Raw genomic sequence first — 20,141 nt, forward strand, 5'->3', positions numbered from 1 at the left:
GAAGTGGCGGATAACATGAAGCGGTTTCATATTAACAATGTTAAATTAAAAAACAAATTGCTAATAGTATTTATTATAGCTGTAATTATTCCTGTTGTTTTAACAAATGTAATTTTTTATTCTGTTACGACGGAAAATGTTAAAGCACGAAAGATGAAGGATTTAAATCTTTCACTTGAACAAGTTGCAAACGAGTTTGAACGGGCGATTGAGGATGCAGTAGAGGTTTCGACAGTACTCTATGCAGATAGCTACCTTTATGGTTTCCTTGAGAGACGATATGACAAAGAAATTGATTTCATTGTCGCTTACAATTCATTTTTCCGCGATATGAACAAGTTCACACCTATTTATTCTTCGGTCCATTCAATTAGTTTATATACCAACAATGATTCTGTCCTGTTCGCTGGTGGGATAAACCGAATAACTAACGATATAAAAGGCAGCCGTTGGTATAGCAGAATGCTTGAAGCAAGAAGCTTATATCCTGTTGTTACACGTACGATTGGATCATCAGGTAATTTTGACACATTTAGTGTTATTAGAGAATTAGGCTATTTCAGTGAATCGTCGACTCAAAAGATTATCAAAATTGATTTGAATATGGCAGTAATTGAACAAGCTTTTCAAAACCTTACGTTCCAAGGTGATATCTACCTTGTTAATGCAAATGGAATCATTGAATATTCAACTAATCCAAGAGTTTTTTGGAAAAAGACGTTTAAACCATTCGACTCGGTTTCAATTGCAGACAATCGAGAAGTGATAGAACAATTATACAAAACGAATTATTTGAACGGATGGAGAGTAGTTGGCGTAGTTAGCGATGATGCGTTAGTAAAAGAGGTTACAAGTTCACGGAAGTCTATTATTTATTTAACTCTGTTAAATATCCTTATTCCATCCCTAATTATTATTTATATTACTAGTAATATTCATCGTAGATTAACGCGGGTTATGAGGCATGTTCGTAGACTCGAAAGTCAAAAATTTGAAGTAATGGACGATGAGTACTATAAGGATGAAATTGGTGTACTAACAAGTGAATTTAATCGGATGACGAAAAAAATTAAAGAACTCATTAATGATGTTTATGTCGCAAGTATACAGAAAAAAGAAATTGAATTGCAGCGAAAGCAAGCGCAGCTTAGTGCATTGCAAAGCCAGATTAATCCTCATTTTCTGTTCAACGTTTTGGAAACAATTCGGATGCGTAGTTTAATGAAAAATGAAACAGAAACATCCAAAATTATCCATAATATGGCTGTCATTCTCCGAAGATCATTTATTTGGGGGAAGGATTGGGTAACTGTAAAAGAGGAAATTCATCTCATCACCTGTTTTCTAGAAATTCAACATTACCGGTTTGACGATAAAATGCAATATCAAATTAACGTTGATAATACAGCCTATGATGCTATCATTCCGCATATGTCATTAATTCCATTTGTTGAAAATGCGAGCATTCATGGGATAGAGCCTTTAAAGGAACAAGGATTAATAACAATAACTATTAAAAAACAAGAGGAATCGTTAGTGTGCGAAATTAATGATAATGGAATAGGGATGGATCAATCAATGTATAATTCCCTGTTTGATTCCCTGCAAAAAGAAGAGTTAAGTGGCGAAAGTATCGGGGTGAGGAATGTATATCACCGCTTGAAAATGCAATATCAAGACCATTTTTCCTTTGACTTAAAGAGTAAAAAAGGAGAAGGAACAACGGTAAGACTCGTTCTCCCCTATCAAAAACAGTAAAGAAGTATAGTATTTGAGGGCTGTAGATTAATCTTCTACAGTCTTTCTTTGTTAAGATAACAAATCCAAACGAGTGTAACATTCAGCGATAGTCATGTCTTGCTCCATGGTCAACCTCCTCGAGAGCTTAAGTGAAAATCTTTGTACTTTTTGTTTCGATTAGATATCCAGACATGCTTTAGCTTTTATTACATGAATTTAGATTTAGAGAGTATTAAAAAGTTAACCATTAAACCCTCAAAATACTATAAAAAACATCGTTTACCTAAACTTTGCAAAGTTTTATCTATAGTTTGAGGGGTACTTGAAAAAAACAATAAATTATATAATGAAAGTGCTTACATCATTAAACCTTATGTAAAGCAATAGATAAAAGGGGGAGTACCAAGATGTTTAGTAAGAAACGTATTATGTTAGGTATTACACTTTTGTTCCTTTTACTAACTGTTGTTGGTTGTCAGAGTAAAGCAGAAAATACAGACGCCAATGGTGAAACAAAGGATAGCGGTGAGGAATCAGGTTCAGATGAAGTAGTTACATTCTCTTATTTCAACGGCTTTGGTCCAGGGAAAGACATTAACACAAGTGAAACAAAACTCGGAAAAATGTTTGAAGAAGAAACTGGCGTTAACTTCGACATCGAGAATATTGTTGGTGACGTAAATACTAAAATTGGAACAATGATTGCTAGTGGTGAATTTCCAGATGTCGTACAAGCTCAACAAGCAACTACCGCGATGATTGATGCTGGTGCTTATGTACCACTAAACGATTTAATTGAGGAGTATGCACCAAATTTAAAGAAATTATATGGTCCTTACCTTGAACAAATGAAAAGTGAAGATGGTAATATTTATCTAATTCCGTTTGGTGCAGATAATGGATATATTGCACCACCAAACGTAGTTCAAGGAGCTTTCTGGATTCAACGTCAAGTATTAAAAGACATGGGATATCCAAATCCAAAAACACTTGATGACTATTTTGCTATTCTTGAAGAGTACTATCAAAAGAACCCGAAGATTGATGGTGCAGATACAATTGGATTTACTGCTTTAACATATGACTGGAGATTTTTCGCATTCTCTAATCCAGCAATGCACTTAGCTGGTTATCCGAATGACGGTGGTGTACTTGTTGATATGGATACACGTGAAGCTACTGTTTATACAGACAAAGAAATCCAAAAGCGCTGGTTACAAAAAATTAATGAGATAAATGCAAAAGGTTTATTTGATAGAGAGTCGTTTACACAAAACTATGATGAATATTTAGCGAAAATTGCGTCAGGTCGTGTACTAGGTTTCTTTGATTACCAATGGCAAGTATCTCAAGCTTTAAATAACCTTGCAACTGGTGGTGACCCTTATAAGGAATATATGGCATTTCCAGTTGTATTTGACGAAGATATTAAAGATCAATACATGGATCCACCAGCGTTCGTAGCTTCACCGGGACTTGGTATTACAGTAAGCACAACAGAGGAAGAGCGTGTGAAAATCATTAAGTTTATGGACCACATAGCTAAAGAAGATGTACAAAAGCAAATTATGTGGGGTCTTGAAGGTGAAACATACGAAGTTGATGAAAATGGTAGATACTACCGTACTCCAGAACAGATTGAAAAAGTTGCAGATCAAAAGTTTAGAGAAGAGTTTGGCTTCGCTTATTTCGAATGGAACTGGCCACGTGGAGAAGGCGTATTCTCTGATGGAAACGCATGGGAGCCGCGTAATCAACCAGAAGTAGCTGCTTTAGCATATGACGAAACAGATAATGAATTTTTAGAAGCTTATGATTTAACAGTATTCACAGATTTATTTGCTGAACCGGAAGAAAGACCATGGTATCCTGCTTGGGATACGCCAATAGAACAAGGTTCACCAGCACAGATCTTCCAACAACAATCAGATGATTTAATGAAGCAAAGCTTCCCTAAGATTGCTTTGGCTTCACCAGAAGATTTTGAAGCAGAGTGGAACGCGTTTGTTGATCAATACAGAAAGCTTGATTACAAAGAATATGAAAAGGTTCTGACAGAATCTGTGAAAAAGAAATACGAAATGGTTAAAGGAAAATAATTAATCTAGCAGGAAGGCTGCAAAGTTCCGAAAGGTCATTTTCAGCCTTCCGCTTACCTTTTTACTTTTAGTTAACTATGAAGGCAATAAGCTTTCGCCGATTTTTATTAAGTAAGACACGAGGAGGGGCAGAAATTGGCAACACCATCGATTAATTCTGTAAAAACGACACCGGTTCCTGTACCGGAAACAAAGTTCAAAAAATTTATGAAACAATGCTCTGAGCAAAAAGCATTGCTATTTATGACTATACCGTTTGTCATTTGGTTGATAATCTTTAAGTACGTTCCAATTTGGGGTTGGACAATGGCATTTCAAGATTTTAAACCAGCTCGTAGTTTTTCTGAACAAGAGTGGGTGGGGTTTAAGCACTTCCAATTTTTGTTTACTGACGAACGATTCCTAGGTGTGCTTAGAAACACGCTCGCGATGAGTATGATTAATCTTGTATTAGGATTTGTGACAGCAATTGGTCTTGCTGTATTAATTAATGAAATTGCAAATATGGGTTTTAAGCGTATTGTTCAAACAATCAGTTATATGCCACACTTCTTATCATGGGTGGTAGCAGCGAGTTTAGTTTCTGTTACTTTATCTGCAGACGGAATTATTAATGAGATTCTTGCTACTCTTGGTTTGGCTGATGAACCAATTCTTTTCTTAGGGATTGGTGAAATGTTCTGGGGTATTCTTGGTGCAGCGGAAACATGGAAAAACGTAGGGTGGAACGCAATAATTTATTTAGCAGCTATTTCGATGATTGACCAAGAGCAATATGAAGCAGCTAAAATTGACGGTGCATCTAGACTTCAACGTATTCGTCATATCACGATTCCGGGGATGAGAAGCGTAATTGTTATTCTATTAATTATGAATATCGGTTATATCCTTGAATCAGGTTTTGAACCACAATATTTATTAGGTAATCCTATGAACGTGCAATTTTCAGAGAATATTGACGTTTTTGTTATTAAATATGGTATTTCTATGTTTAACTTCTCGCTTGCAACTGCTGCAGGTATTTTTAAAACAGTAGTAAGTTTTGTATTTTTAATTGCAGCCAACTCATTTGCGAAAAAAATGGGCGAGGGTGGACTATTCTAGGAGGTGCAGCAACATGAGTAAAGAAAAACTTCGTTCGGGAATTGGTATAAGGAGAACAAGAGAGGATGTTATTTTTGATTCGATAAACTATTCATTCATGGTTCTACTTTGTATTGTGATGCTTTATCCATTTATTAATCAATTTGCTGTATCAATTAATGAAGCAAATGATTCAATCAAAGGTGGTATTTATTTATTACCAAGAGAATTCACATGGAACAACTATGCTTTTGTCTTCCAAGAAGCTTCCGTTGTTCAGTCGATTGTCATTTCTGTATTACGGACTGTAGTTGGAACTGCAGTTTCGCTATTTTGTACAGCAATGGTTGCGTATGCAATTGCACAACCGAATTTTATGTTCAAAAAGTCTGTCACCATTATCTTTGTTATGACCATGTATTTTAATGGTGGTTTAATACCTACTTTTCTATTAATGAGAGACTTACAATTGATTGGAACGTTTTGGGTATACATTTTACCAGGTATAATTGGTGTGTTTAATTTGATTGTAATGCGTTCTTTTATTGAAGGTTTACCAATAAGTATTTTTGAATCAGCCAAAATCGATGGTGCTGGTCATTTCACCATGTTCTTCCGAATTGTTTTGCCGTTGTCATTGCCAGTAATTGCAACAGTTGCTTTATTCGTTGCAGTATTCCAATGGAATCAATGGTTTGACGTATTCTTATATAACTCTAGTAACCCGACCTTGACCACTTTACAATATGAATTAATGAAAATCTTACAAAACTCAAATGCCAATATGAGTGCGACTGCAGCATCAGCTTTTGCCGGGTCAGGGTCTGAAAGTAATAGTGCAAATATGGTAAGTCCAACGTCTATTCGAGCGACAATGACAATCGTTGCCAGTGTTCCAATTATAATGGTATATCCATTCTTGCAGAAATACTTTGTTAAAGGTATGACACTAGGTGCAGTAAAATAAATCTCATTGCCTGGGGCACTTTCTAATGCCTTATTCGGCTTTTAAAGCCAATACGTAAGGAGTGTAGGAACATGTCAAACAAACTTAAAGGAAACGATATCCCTTCGTTAGCGAAAGTCTATCAGGGTTATTTTCTTATCGGTGCAGCTGTGAATCCTGCAACAATAAAATCCCAGTCAGAATTAATAGAAAAACATTTTACAAGCATTACAGCTGAGAACCAAATGAAATTTGAACAATTACATCCAGAGGAAGACCGTTACACTTTTGATGTAGCGGATAATATGGTCGCTTATGCCAAAGGACAGGGAAAACAAGTTCGCGGGCATACACTTGTATGGCACAACCAAACTTCTGACTGGATCTTCCAGGATAAAGATGGACAAGAGGTTACACGTGAAGTGTTGTTACAGAGAATGAAATCACACATTACCACGGTCATGCAACATTACAAAGGTGATATTTATGCATGGGATGTCGTTAACGAAGCAATAGCGGATAACGGTCCAGAGTTACTTCGGGAGTCAAAATGGCTGTCGATTATCGGGGAAGACTTTATTGAAAAAGCATTTCAATACGCACATGAAGCTGACCCAGGTGCGCAACTTTTTTATAACGATTACAATGAATCTGACCCAGAAAAGAGCCAAAAGATATACACACTAGTTAAAAGATTAATAGATAATGGTGTTCCGATTCATGGGATAGGACTGCAAGCGCATTGGAACTTATATCATCCGCCGTTAGCTGATATTAAACAGGCAATAGAGAGATATGCATCGCTAGGATTAAAACTCCACATTACTGAAATGGATGTTTCGGTATATAGTCACGGCGATAAACGAACCGATGTAACCGAGCAATCAGAGGAAATGAAAGCACTACAGGCAGACAGGTATGAACAATTTTTTACCTTATTTAGAGAATATAAGGATGCTATTGATTCTGTTACCTTTTGGGGGGTTGCAGATGACTATACATGGTTGGATCATTTCCCTGTTAGAGGCAGGAAGAACTGGCCTTTTGTATTTGATGCCAATCACCAACCAAAGGACTCCTTTTGGAAGATTGTTAAGTTTAAATAACGAATACTTTTTCGTCTAGTCCTAATTATAAAAGCTTGGTGATATAAGTGAAACAGTTAGTTCTTTTACTTCTAATGATAATAAGTGTTACAGGTTGTTCATCACAAGCAGGGGATGATCGAGTTGGGCTTTACTTTTTTGCAGACCTACCAACAACAGTTTCCGATGACATTCTAAGTATCCTAGAAGAAGGTGGAATTGGTCAATCTGAAACATTCGAATTAAGTATTCTCCCGATGTTCCATGAGAAAGTTTATGCTGAACTAGCAGCTAAAAATGGAGACATTTATTTTATTAAACAAGACTCTGTAAAAGGTATCATTGATCCAATTGGTTTTCTGCCACTGGATGAACTGGTTACGGATAAAACCTTTTCATCCACCAATTCAACTGACTATCAAGCAGTTGATCCGGAAACTAAGGAAGAACGTACTTACTTAATTCCGGTCGGAAATGATTCACTTCTACTTAGAAAGCTAGGATTGGAATTAAATACACCACTAGCAGCATTCATTCCTGCTTATAGTGAAAATCAGGATAAGGCACTTGAAATATTAGCATATTTAACCGGAGAATAAACTTGATAATTTAAGGGTGGTGGACGTACATCACCCTTAAATCTATAACATTGAATATGCTATAAAAGTTGAGTAATATTTTAAAAAAGAAAGATTGGAATTTACCTGTGAAAGAATAGGGTAGTAATACTTAACTATCTACTATTGTCACCTTCGCCCAAGTCCTCGTGATTTCATGCCCCAACTCATTTGACAACCACTACTCCATACATATTGCAACAAAGTTAGTTACTTCATTTAAACATCATTATTTGGTTTCCACATGTCACATTGCATGAATATAGCCTAAATTGAATAAAATGATTAAATATGTTAGAAAATTTTGATTATCATACATAATTTTAGGGAAAAACTATATAACGAAATTATTTATATAGGATACGTTTAGAAAGGGGAAAAAATATGCAGTACGGATATCCGAAGGCCCAAGGGTTGTATCATCCTGATTATGAACACGATGCGTGCGGAATAGGAATGATTGCCAACATTGATGGCACAAAGTCACATGATATTGTTCAGTCTGCTGTTACGATTTTGTGTAACTTGGAACACCGTGGTGGTCAATCTGCAGACATTAGCACGGGCGATGGTGCAGGCATTCTTACCCAAATCCCACATAGTTTTTTTCAGGATAAATGTGAGGATTTAGAAATTGAGTTACCGGAAGAAGGTAAGTATGGTGTTGGAATGGTTTTTTTACCACAAGACCCAAAAGCTCGGAAGCGAAGTGAAAAAAAGCTAGAAGCAATTATCGAACAGGAAGGGCAATATGTACTTGGGTGGCGGACTGTTCCTGTGAATGATGCGTTTGTCGGTGATTATGCGAAAAAAGTAAAGCCCTTTATTCGTCAAATCTTCATAAAACCACAAGACGACATTGCTAGTCGTGATGCGTTTGAACGCAAACTCTATATTATTCGTAAAAAAGCAGAGAATGAACTACCAGGTTTAAAGGAAAAAGAGGATGACCAAAACACTTTCATTTGTAGCTTATCGACTTCTACGATTGTCTATAAAGGCATGTTAATTCCCGAGCAACTAGATTCTTTTTACATAGACTTGAATAACCCTGCCTATAGGTCTGCACTTGCAATCGTTCACTCTAGGTTTAGTACGAACACGTTCCCAAGCTGGGAAAGGGCCCAACCGAACCGCTATATTGCCCACAATGGGGAGATTAACACAATTCGTGGAAACGTTAATTGGATGCGAGCACGTGAAGCATTATGTGAGTCTGCGTCTTTTACTAAGGAAGAGCTTGAGGAAATAACTCCAATTATTGATACTGATGGCAGTGACTCGACCATGTTTGATAACTGCTTTGAATTCCTTCATTTATCTGGTCGGTCACTTGCCCATTCAGCCATGATGATGATTCCAGAGCCATGGGTGAATGATAAACATATCGATGATGAAAAACGTGCCTTTTATGAGTATCACAGTACGCTAATGGAGCCGTGGGATGGACCAGCCGCTATTATGTATACGAATGGTAGGCAAATTGGAGCCTGTCTTGACCGTAATGGATTAAGGCCAGCTCGTTATTATGTTACAAAAGACGGCAAAATTGTCTTAGGTTCGGAAGTAGGTGCCTTAGATATCTTACCAGAGGATGTCCTTTATAAGGATAGACTAAGACCGGGTAAAATGCTTCTTGTTGATTTGGAAGAAGGTAAAGTGATTCCAGATGAAGAGATCAAAGGAAGCATTGCCAAAGAAAAACCTTATCAGGACTGGTTAAATCAGTACAAATTAAAGTTAGAAGATATTGAAACACGAACAAGTAGTCATCCGATTTTAACCGATCAAGAATTACTAGAGCACCAGCGAGCATTCGGTTATACAACCGAAGAATTAAACAAAATTTTAAAGCCGATGGTCACCGACAAGAAAGATCCTGTTGGTTCAATGGGATATGATTCACCGTTAGCTGTATTATCAAAGCGGCCGGAACTGCTTTATAACTATTTCAAACAACTATTTGCCCAGGTGACAAATCCTCCAATTGACGCGATTCGAGAGGAGATTGTTACTGCGGTTGAAACGACAATAGGAAAAGAAGGAAACTTGGTACAGCCTGAACCAGAAAGCTGTCGGCACATTACGCTTAAGACACCAATTTTAACAAATCAGCAGCTAGAAACGTTGCGTCAAAATGAGTTAGAGCATTTTCAGGCAAAGACGTTGTCGCTATTATTCGATGCAAAAAAGGACATCGACTTGGACGAGGTAATGGATGCGTTATTTAAAGAAGCAGACCAAGCTACCGGTGACGGGATAAGTCTTCTTATTTTGTCTGATCGTGGAATGAATGCGAAGAAGGCTGCTGTTCCAGCGTTACTTGCTGTATCCGGCCTACATCACCATTTAATCAGACAGGGGCAGCGGACAAAGGTAAGTATTTTAGTTGAGACAGGGGAAGCACGCCAAGTCCATCATTTTGCGACATTACTTGGATATGGTTGTGAGGGAATTAACCCTTATCTCGCCTTCAGGACGCTAGAAGGCCTGATTGAAATGGACGATATTCGGGATACAACACCTGAACAAGCAATCGAAACGTATATCAAATCAGCAACAGATGGTGTGTTAAAAGTGTTATCAAAAATGGGAATTTCGACGATTCAAAGCTATCGTGGTGCACAAATTTTTGAAGCAGCAGGGATTCAACATGACGTCATCGATAAATATTTTACTAGAACGGCATCACGCCTCGGCGGAATTGGAATGGACATCATAGCAAAAGAGGTGTTGATGAGGCACAAAACTGCCTACAACCGGGACCGTGGTGCAAATAAGGGATTAGAAACTGGTGATGACTTTCAGTGGCGACAAAACGGGGAAGATCATCAGTATAATCCACTGACAATACACCTGCTTCAGCATGCTTGTCGTACGAACAGCTATGAAACATTTAAACAGTATTCGAGGATGATTACCGATACAGACAAGAATTTACAGTCGTTACGTGGGTTACTTGCATTTAAAGAACAACAGTCGATTCCAATGGAAGAAGTGGAATCCGTGGAGAGTATTTTTAGGCGCTTTAAAACAGGGGCAATGTCGTACGGTTCGATTAGTGAAGAAGCCCATGAGGCATTAGCAATTGCGATGAACAGGATTGGTGGCCGGAGTAATTCCGGTGAAGGTGGGGAAGACTCAGACCGCTTTACTCCAGATGAAAATGGTGATTTAAGACGAAGTGCTATAAAACAGGTTGCTTCCGGTCGCTTCGGTGTTAATAGCCATTATTTAGTTAATGCAGATGAAATTCAAATTAAAATTGCCCAAGGTGCGAAGCCAGGTGAAGGTGGACACTTACCAGGGAAAAAGGTTTATCCGTGGATTGCTGAAGTACGTGGTTCCACGCCTGGTGTTGGCTTAATTTCACCACCACCGCACCATGACATCTACTCGATTGAGGACTTAGCTGAATTAATTTTTAATTTAAAAAATGCCAATCCAAAAGCAAGAATTAGTGTCAAGCTCGTGTCTGCTGTTGGAGTAGGAACGATTGCTGCTGGTGTGGCAAAAGGTCGGGCAGATCTCGTCTTAATTAGTGGTTATGACGGTGGCACAGGTGCTGCGCCAAGAACAAGTATTCAGCACACAGGCATGCCGTGGGAAATTGGTTTAGCGGAAACCCATCAAACCCTATTAATGAACAGGCTCCGTGACCGCATTGTCGTTGAAACAGATGGGAAAATGATGACAGGTCGTGACGTTGTTATTGCTGCGCTTTTAGGTGCAGAGGAATACGGGTTTGCTACCGCTCCACTTGCTGTATTAGGTTGTGTGATGATGCGTGTTTGTCACTTAAATACTTGTCCGGTTGGGATTGCAACCCAAGATCCTGATTTAAGGAAAAAATTCACTGGTAAAGCAGATCACGTCGTCAACTTTATGCACTTCATTGTACAGGAAGTTCGAGAGTATATGGCGAAGTTAGGATTCCGAACAATTGATGAAATGATTGGCCGTACCGATGTTTTAGAAAAAGCAGAAGCAATTGATCACTGGAAAGCTAAAGGTGTTGATTTAACACCACTGTTATACCAACCGAATGTATCAGACAAAGTTGGTCGTTATCAAACCACAGAACAAGTGCATGGCTTAGATAAAATGCTCGATAGGCAAGAGCTTATTCCGTTATGTATCGATGCCATTGAGAAAAAAGAACCAATCAAAGCCTCGCTTGGTATCCGTAATATAAACCGGGCAGCAAGTACGATGCTCGGTAGTGAAATTACTAAGCGTTATGGCGCAGAAGGCCTACCGGAGGACACGATTCGTCTACGGTTTAGAGGTTCTGCTGGTCAAAGCTTCGGTGCGTTTATCCCAAAAGGAATGACGTTAAATCTCGTTGGCGATGCCAATGATTATGTTGGCAAAGGATTGTCTGGGGGGAAAATCACTGCTCGTCCATCAACGAAATCTTCGTTTAATCCAGAGGAAAATACAATTATTGGAAATGTTGCCTTTTACGGCGCAACAGCTGGAGAAGCATATATTTACGGAATAGCTGGTGAGCGCTTTTGCGTGCGTAATAGTGGTGCAAATGTTGTGGTAGAAGGTGTTGGTGACCACGGTTGTGAATATATGACTGGAGGTCGTGTTGTTGTTTTAGGTCCAACTGGAAAGAATTTCGCTGCAGGGATGTCGGGTGGTGTCGCTTATGTGTTAGATGAGAACGGCACTTTCGATGATAGATGTAACATGGAACTTGTCCAATTGGGTGCAATAGATGATGAGGTAGAGGCAGAAGAGATTCGCCAAATGATTGAAAGACATGTCCAATATACTGGTAGTAAGAATGGCGAGAGGATTCTTTCTGACTGGGAAAATATTCTACCAAAATTTGTTCGTGTTATTCCGAAAGATTATTTGGAGATGAGAACGATTATTGCACAGTTAGAAGCTAGTGGTTTATCAACAGAAGATGCACGAATGACTGCGTTTATGGAAGGAAAAGAAGCAGTTCGAGCAATTAAATAATTTGAATTGGAGGGTAAATGAATGGGTAAGATTACTGGATTTAAGGAATATGAACGACGCGTGACACCCGAGCGCGACCCTGCCGAAAGAGTGAAGGATTGGAACGATTATAAGCTACCAATGTCTGATGATGAGGCAAAGGTCCAAGGTGCTCGTTGTATGGATTGCGGCATTCCAACTTGTCATATGGGAACAGACCTTGCGGGGATGACTTCTGGCTGCCCGGTTTATCACTTGATTCCGGAATGGAACGATCTTGTTTATCAAGGACAATGGAAAGAAGCGCTGGAACGTGAGCTAAGAATGAATAATTTTCCAGAATTCACCGGGATTGCTTGTCCGGCACCATGTGAAGGGGCTTGTGTGCTTGGTATTAATGAGCCTCCTGTCGCAATCCGGTCAATCGAACGGGCAATCATTGAAAAGGGATTTGAAGAAGGTTGGGTAAAGCCTGAGCCTCCAACGATACGGACGGAAAAACAAGTAGCTGTCGTTGGCTCTGGTCCTGCTGGGCTTGCAGCGGCAGCTCAGCTAAATAAAGCTGGACACAATGTCACGGTTTACGAGCGTTCGGACCGGATTGGTGGCTTGTTAACATACGGGATTCCGGAAATGAAGCTTCCTTATGAAGTGGTAGAACGTCGCATTGATTTAATGGAAAAAGAAGGGATTACCTTTGTGACCAATACGGAAATTGGCAAGGATTATCCTACCGAAGAATTACAAAAGGATTTTGATGCTGTCATTCTTTGTGGTGGAGCAGCGAAGCATCGTGATTTGAGAATGGAAGGAAGAGAGCTAAAAGGTATTCATTTTGCGATGGACTTTTTACATCAAAATACAAAGAGCCTACTCGATTCTAATCATGAAGACGGTAATTTTATTTCAGCTGAAGGTAAAGATGTAATTGTTATTGGTGGTGGGGACACTGGTACAGATTGTTTGGCAACGAGCATTCGTCACAACTGCAAGAGTCTAACCCAGTTTGACTATCACGACCGAAAGCCAGACACACGTCAAGAAGCAGAAAATCCATGGCCGCAATGGCCGGTTATTCATCGTACAGAATATGGCCATAAAGAAGCGCAAGCAGCCCTTGGTAAAGACCCACGTGCCTATACTGTTGTTACGAAAAAATTTGTTGGCGATAGCAATGGGCATGTAAAAGAAGTTCATACGATTGAGGTCGAAGAAGTGATTGATGAAAACGGCAACCGGATGAAAAAAGAAATTTCTGGGACAGAAAAAGTCTGGCCGGCACAGCTTGTGTTGCTCGCGATTGGGTTCACTGGTCCTGAACAAGAATTAATCAAAGAAATGGGTTTAAAAACCGATCATCGAACGAACGTCAAAGCGGACTATGGCCAGTACAACACAAATATTAAGGGTGTATTCGCTGCAGGTGATATGCGCCGTGGCCAAAGCTTAATCGTTTGGGCGATTAACGAAGGAAGAGAAGCAGCCAGAGAATGTGATCGATATTTAATGGGAAGTACACAGTTACCTTAAGAAAAACCGGGCGGGGTTTGCCCGGTTTTTCTTACAAGATAAGAAGAGGTATAAAAAAATCCAAGAGCTGTCTAGCTCCGGGCGCCCTTCGCTTTTCTTATGTGGTACGATGGTTAGATGAGGGGGGATAAAAGTGGAGACAATTATTTTTGATGTGGATGACACACTTTATGATCAAACATTACCTTTTAAAAAGGCTTTTACTCAGGTAATTCAAGAGCCGTTTTCAGATGAAAAGATAGATAAAGTTTATATAGCAAGCCGGAAATATAGTGACGCCCTGTTTGACGAGTGGGAAGCGGGTGAGGTGTCTACCCAGCAGTTACACACATATCGGATCACTGCAGCATGCGAAGAATTTGGGATTGGATTGTCTGAACAAACGGCAATTGCTTTTCAAGCTGCTTATTACAGGGAGCAACAAAGGATTCAGCTCTTTGATGCGGTAGAGCAATTATTAGACCTTCTTCATCAGGAAAATAAACAACTCGCTGTTTTAACGAATGGTGGGGAACATCACCAGCGGATGAAAATGGATCAATTAGCGATAGAACGGTGGATCCCAAAAGAGCATATTTTTATCTCGGGTGCACTCGGTCATGCCAAGCCAAAACAAGAAGCGTTTCATTTCATCGAAGATAAACTTAAGCTTGATAAAGCTCAGACTGTTTACATTGGTGACTCTTTTGATAATGATATTGTTGGGGCAAAACAGGTCGGATGGAAAGCGATTTGGCTTAATCACCGTCACCGTAAGTTACCTAAAAGTAATGTAAGGTCAGATGCGACCGTATTTAGCGCTAAAGAGCTATTGGATTTGTTTTCCACATCCATTCATTGGGTTTGATTTAACGCTGAATGCACCAAAAAAAAGCGACTAAATTAGCCGCTTTTTTCTCTTTTTCTTAGTTAGGCGAGTTACTTTAACTCATCATAAACCTTCGATAATAATACATCATCTTTATCTTGGCTAAGCTCCCAGATCATCGCACCACCTAGGCCCATCATTTGAATATAAGCTGTTTTATATCCAATTGATTTTTCATCAGAATAGCTAACAAAGGTAGAACCGTTAAACAAGTAAGGTACTTTGGTATCCTCGTCCCAGTAACGGGTGAACCCGCGCCTGTTTAGGTAATCGTTCGTTATCTTTTTATAACTAACAGAACGACCGCCCGAAAAAGGCTGGTACAAGCCATTATTCGAATTAGTCACATTGTAAAACTCTCGGCCGTAAAATGCGAGTCCCATCACTAATTTACCGGGAGTGATACCACTTGCTATATACGTTTTGACTGAGTCGTCGACACTCCAATCCCAGTAGAATTTACTATCAGGGTCACGGAATAACGGAGCGTTAAACCCAGACATTTGGTCCCATTCTCCGTGAATGTCATAAGTCATTAGCTGAATATAATCAACGTATTCAGCTATTTTCTCTAACTCTAGATTACTAGCATGTTTATTGCTAGAGCCAGCGGCAATAGTTAGTAGATAATCGTTGCCATCCTTCTTCGTTTGAGCATCGAGTGCTTTTCGAATGTCTTCTAAAAGCAAGGTGAAGTTTTGTTTATCTTCAGGACGACTCTTATTACCAGGTTTACCTCCACCAACTGGGTATTCCCAGTCAATGTCTACACCATCAAACTGATACGTTGTTAAAAAATCGACAACACTATTAGCGAAAATAGTTCGGGACTCATCACTTTGTGCCACATCAGAAAATTTATCTGACCAAGTCCAACCACCAACTGAAATAAGTGTTTTTAAGTCGGGGTTTTGTTCTTTTAATTTAGTTAATTGATTAAAATTTCCTTTAAAATCTTGGGTCGCCGTATCACCGGGAAAAGCTTTTTCAGTATCTGCTTCATCACCGACAATCATTTTTCCATCGTCAGAAATAGTAGCAAAGGCATAGTTAAGGTGTGTCAGTTTACTCGCATCAATATCTGACACTTGGTAACCAGAATAGGTAGCCCAACCAGCGTAATAGCCAACACGCTTATAATTTTCAGGCGCAATATCTGTTGGTGGGTTATCGATTGTGTACAAAGTATTGTCATCACGTTTATTCATATAATTTACTAGAAAAAGAGCGAAGTGCGCGCGACTGATTTGTTCATGTGATTGGAAGGTATAGTCAGGGTAACCAACTGTAATTTCATTCGTAGCGAGTGCATTAATTGGCTTGAATGCCCAGTGACTCTTTGGCGTATCAAGAAACATAACCTTCCCATTTCCTACGAGCTGATAGGCATTGGTCATGATTGCTGCCATTTGTCCTCTCGTTAACAAGCCTTGCGTATCAAAAGTTGTACCACCATTCTTACCAGTAATGATGCCAAGTTCTACTGCTTTGGCCACGTATGGATAACCATAGTCGAAAGGCCCGATATCGCTAAAGCCTGGGTCTTTTGCGTCAAATTGTTTGACACCCATTTCATTTAAGATCATTTGGACAGCTTGTAACCTTGTAATTGACTTGTTTGGTTTAAATGTACCGTCTTCGTATCCAGTAATAATGCCTTGGTCACTTAGGTAATTAATCTGTTCACTGTAAATCGATACATCGGAAAATTTACTTTCTGCTTGAGTTGTAGTTAGTTGCCAAGTAGTAAAACTAGTAAGCAATATCAAAGGAAACAAAATTGCCCAAAAATAGTTTGCTTTTATCTTAATCCCCTCCGAAAAAATTCTCTCTACTACTAGTCTAGTAGACACGCACGAACAATGTAACCGGTAAATTATGGTGTCTATCATTACCTGCATTTAGCAAACAAATCTCCGCTGTTAATTAAATAAAAAAATGCTAGCACATTTTAAAAGCGCTAGCCATTTTCCAGTTCTATTTATTTTTTTAACTAAACCGGAGATATGAAGGCAAGTTAACTCTCGTTTAAAATTTATTTGGGCAGTTGGCTTCTACTTACGGTGCGTTACTTCGATGCCAGCCCATTCTTCATAGCATTTGATAATTGAACTCATGTCTTCTTTGCCAAGTCCTTTGGCACGAGCTAATTGGAATAACTCTTTTACAACGGAAAGAACGGGTACTGGTAAATCTAGTTCTTTTGCAACATCACTTGCAAGCCCTAAGTCTTTGTGGATTAAATCGGTCATAAAGTGTGGGGAAAAGTCCCGGCTCATTACTTTGTCAGCCTTATTTTCCATCATTCCACTACGCGCCCCGCCACCACTTACGACCTTAACAAATAATTCTGGATCAATCCCAGCTTTGGTCGCCATCGTAATTGCTTCTGAAAATGAAAGGAGATTAATAGCGCCCATCGTATTGTTTGCAAGTTTCGTATAAGAGCCAGCACCGCTTTTCCCCATGTAAAAGGATTGCTTACCCATCACTTCAAACAATGGTTTACATTGTTCGTAAATGTCTCTGCTTCCGCCAACCATAAACGTTAAAATCCCATCGATTGCTTGTGGTTCACTGCCTGTCACAGGTGCATCCAACATGTCTACGCCTTTTTCAGCAAGTGTGGAGGCTGCTTCTTTACTTGTTTTTGGTGAAATCGTACTGCTATCCACGACGATTAAGCCTGGATGTGCACCATGGATAATCCCTTTATCACCAAGTATTACCTCTCGTACAGCAGCATCCGCAGTAAGCATTGTAAAAACAACATCACTTTTTAATGCAACTTCTTGTGGGGAAGTAGCAATTTCTGCACCTTGTGTTACTAACTTATTGGCTTTTTCCTTTGTCCGGTTATAAATGGTTAATGGATAGTTTGCCTCAAGCAGATGACCTGCCATCGGAAGTCCCATCGTTCCTAAACCGATAAATCCTATTCTTTTCAAGTGAGTTCCCTCTTTCCATTCGGTTTTTATGATGAAAGGTAAATTGGTGTGAAATCTAACTTCATCATAGCAAATAAAGTAAACGCTTTCTATTGAATTGCCTCTTTTAGATTTTCTGCTTAAGCCTGCCTTAGTCTGACCAAGGCACCTGCGCTTTTCTTATTTGGAAAATAATAGTGTATAATAGAGTGGATAGATTAATAGAAAAGAGTCGATGATATGACGTCAAAATTGTATTCTTATTTGTTTCTGGTTTTTGTCGGGACGGTTGTGATGCTATTAAGTTTTGTCTTTCAAGAAGGACAAAGTCAGGATGAGGTCCTGAAAGAGGAACGAGAATTGTACCTGCAAGCAGTAAAGAACATTCAAAATACAGAAGCAATCGATGAAACCCTGTTAATTTTTGAATACTTTACTGAAAAGTATCCCGAAAGATACGAGATATGGAGGAATCAAGGGTTAGCCTTAGCCGTTAAACAAAATTATCAATCGTCGGTTGATTCCTTTAGCAATGCACTAGAACTTCAACCTTTCTTAATAACTGACCCAGTTTTTGACTTGCAATATGCGAACAGTTTAATTAACTCGAAAGTGTATGACAAGTCGAAAGTTTTGTTGGAGGTAGCGCAAGAATCGGGAGGTCTTCCGCAAAAATATGAAGAAAATGTAGATAAACTAATGAAAGAAATAGAAGAAAATACAGGTGACCAAGATGATTGAAATGATGAGTAATGAAGAATTAATGTATCAAGATAAACTGAAAAGAATCGATAGACTGCTGTTTTTGGGGCTGTTACTTACTGTTGCCATTACACCACTAATTATTGTAAACCATACAATGCCGTTTGTTGGACCGTTTGTCGATAACGCCACGATAACAACAGGATTGAAGACAAACTTTTATACCTACTATAAGTTTTGGTTTTTAACAATTATGACTGGATTATTGCTCATTATTTTCCTATACAAAGTTGTAGTCGTTGGATATCGTTTAACTAACATAAAGCTAAATGTAATTTACTGGTTATTAGGAATGTTCCTTACCTTCTCGGCAGTGGCATCGAATCATAAAACAATTGCACTTTTTGGCCTTTACGACCGGTTTGACGGAACCATTACATACCTGTGTTATATTACATTATTTTACATTGCAGCTAATATTAACATCAATCGTGAAAAATTGATTTGGTTCATCTACGCCTTAATTCCATTCATTTTAGTAAATACAATTCTAGGAGTCATTAATTTTTATGGGTTTGATGTGCTAGATTATGACTGGCTACAATCGATTTTGTTTTTTGATATGCCAGAAGGGTATTCCATTAATTCGGATTCTAATCTAATGAGTACGCTCAATAATCGAAACTTCATGAGCGGATTTTCTGCAGCAACAGCTAGTATGTTTTTGTGCGTCGCTTTACTTAGTAAATCGAATAGGGAAAGGGCTATCCATTTTTGCTTTGCAATTTTGTCCTTTATGTTAGTAATCTTTTCCTTGTCGAGCAACGGATTTGTGACACTGTTTGTCATGCTTGCTGTTTTATTTTTGTTAACGCTATTGTTGAAAAGTAATGGCATGCCGCTACTGTTGTTTGGTGCCTACCTTGTTATTTGTGGTCTATTGCTGTCGATTTTTGGTGCGCAAAATCCTAATGTATGGGCCGAATCGATCGGCGTGTATGGAAAAGAAACAGGGAAAATAACGCAGTCTACAGAAACAGTGGAAGAAAATAATCAAGTAGGCTTTCTCACGTTACCAAATTCGGGGGTTGCACCAGGTTCTGGGCGATTTTATATCTGGGACCGGACCATTTCGTTAATTGCCGAGCAGCCTGTGTTAGGTTATGGACTTGACACAATTGCATACGAATTTCCACAAGACGATATCGAGAAGCAGGCAGGTTTAAATACATATAAAATCATTGTCGACAAGCCACATAACATGTATTTGGGTATTGCTTATGGATCAGGAGTGTTTGCGTTATTGTTGTTTTTATCCATTGTCGTTATCCTTATGTTTTCCTACATTCGGATGATTTGGCAAAAACGAGATGAGCTCAATTCAACTTACTATCTTGCAATAACCGGTATGTTTGTCGGTGTGCTAGCCTTTTTGTTCCAATATTTGTTTAATGATTCATTACTTGGTCCGACAAATGTGATGTGGGTGTTTATCGGTATTCTATTTGGAGCTACTTGGTTAGATAAGCCAAATAAGACAGGATAAATGAATGGAAAAGGAACAATCATCATTTGTGATTGTCCCTTT

Annotated in this window: 13 protein-coding genes; 11 read left to right on the forward strand and 2 right to left on the reverse strand. The window is 38.9% G+C overall.

Annotated features, from left to right (window positions below; all coding sequences use genetic code 11):
• The first annotated feature begins 15 nt into the window (after window positions 1–15).
• From NC799_RS03255 to NC799_RS03295, 9 genes are all read left to right on the forward strand, one after another.
• Window positions 16–1,758 (forward strand): cache domain-containing sensor histidine kinase, encoded by a 1,743-nt coding sequence (locus NC799_RS03255; protein WP_272444903.1) that lies wholly within the window; start codon window positions 16–18, stop codon window positions 1,756–1,758.
• A gap of 389 nt (window positions 1,759–2,147) precedes the next feature.
• Window positions 2,148–3,839: an ABC transporter substrate-binding protein gene (locus NC799_RS03260; protein WP_272444904.1), complete on the forward strand. Its 1,692-nt coding sequence runs from the start codon at window positions 2,148–2,150 to the stop codon at window positions 3,837–3,839.
• 207 nt (window positions 3,840–4,046) lie between these two features.
• Window positions 4,047–4,943: an ABC transporter permease gene (locus NC799_RS03265; RefSeq protein ID WP_417006667.1), complete on the forward strand. Its 897-nt coding sequence runs from the start codon at window positions 4,047–4,049 to the stop codon at window positions 4,941–4,943.
• A 13-nt stretch (window positions 4,944–4,956) separates the two neighbouring features.
• Window positions 4,957–5,889 carry a carbohydrate ABC transporter permease gene (locus NC799_RS03270; RefSeq protein ID WP_272444905.1) on the forward strand — a complete coding sequence of 311 codons (933 nt, stop codon included), beginning with the start codon at window positions 4,957–4,959 and terminating at the stop codon, window positions 5,887–5,889.
• Window positions 5,890–5,960: 71 nt separating this feature from the next.
• Entirely contained in the window at window positions 5,961–6,974 is a 1,014-nt protein-coding gene (locus tag NC799_RS03275) for an endo-1,4-beta-xylanase (RefSeq protein ID WP_272444906.1), read from the forward strand.
• A 47-nt stretch (window positions 6,975–7,021) separates the two neighbouring features.
• The gene (locus NC799_RS03280; protein WP_272444907.1) at window positions 7,022–7,552 is read left to right on the forward strand and encodes a hypothetical protein; all 531 of its coding nucleotides are present in this window, start codon (window positions 7,022–7,024) and stop codon (window positions 7,550–7,552) included.
• Between the two features lie 402 nt (window positions 7,553–7,954).
• The gene (gene gltB / locus NC799_RS03285) at window positions 7,955–12,547 is read left to right on the forward strand and encodes a glutamate synthase large subunit (RefSeq protein WP_272444908.1); all 4,593 of its coding nucleotides are present in this window, start codon (window positions 7,955–7,957) and stop codon (window positions 12,545–12,547) included.
• Window positions 12,548–12,568: 21 nt separating this feature from the next.
• Window positions 12,569–14,056: a glutamate synthase subunit beta gene (locus tag NC799_RS03290; protein WP_272444909.1), complete on the forward strand. Its 1,488-nt coding sequence runs from the start codon at window positions 12,569–12,571 to the stop codon at window positions 14,054–14,056.
• A 133-nt stretch (window positions 14,057–14,189) separates the two neighbouring features.
• Entirely contained in the window at window positions 14,190–14,903 is a 714-nt protein-coding gene (locus NC799_RS03295) for an HAD family hydrolase (protein WP_272444910.1), read from the forward strand.
• A gap of 71 nt (window positions 14,904–14,974) precedes the next feature.
• On the opposite strand, the gene NC799_RS03300 is transcribed toward NC799_RS03295, so the two are convergent.
• Entirely contained in the window at window positions 14,975–16,825 is a 1,851-nt protein-coding gene (locus NC799_RS03300) for a glycosyl hydrolase family 18 protein (RefSeq protein ID WP_272444911.1), read from the reverse strand.
• A gap of 153 nt (window positions 16,826–16,978) precedes the next feature.
• Window positions 16,979–17,872, reverse strand: a complete 894-nt coding sequence (locus NC799_RS03305) for an NAD(P)-dependent oxidoreductase (RefSeq protein WP_272444912.1) — start codon at window positions 17,870–17,872, stop codon at window positions 16,979–16,981.
• A 219-nt stretch (window positions 17,873–18,091) separates the two neighbouring features.
• Between NC799_RS03305 and NC799_RS03310 the strand changes: the two genes are divergently transcribed.
• Window positions 18,092–18,592 carry a tetratricopeptide repeat protein gene (locus NC799_RS03310; RefSeq protein WP_272444913.1) on the forward strand — a complete coding sequence of 167 codons (501 nt, stop codon included), beginning with the start codon at window positions 18,092–18,094 and terminating at the stop codon, window positions 18,590–18,592.
• Window positions 18,585–20,099, forward strand: a complete 1,515-nt coding sequence (locus NC799_RS03315) for an O-antigen ligase family protein (protein ID WP_272444914.1) — start codon at window positions 18,585–18,587, stop codon at window positions 20,097–20,099. The genes NC799_RS03310 and NC799_RS03315 overlap by 8 nt, the downstream gene beginning before the upstream one ends.
• Window positions 20,100–20,141 lie beyond the last annotated feature (42 nt).

Source organism: Aquibacillus salsiterrae, assembly GCF_028416595.1.
Lineage (GTDB): Bacteria > Bacillota > Bacilli > Bacillales > Amphibacillaceae > Aquibacillus_A > Aquibacillus_A salsiterrae.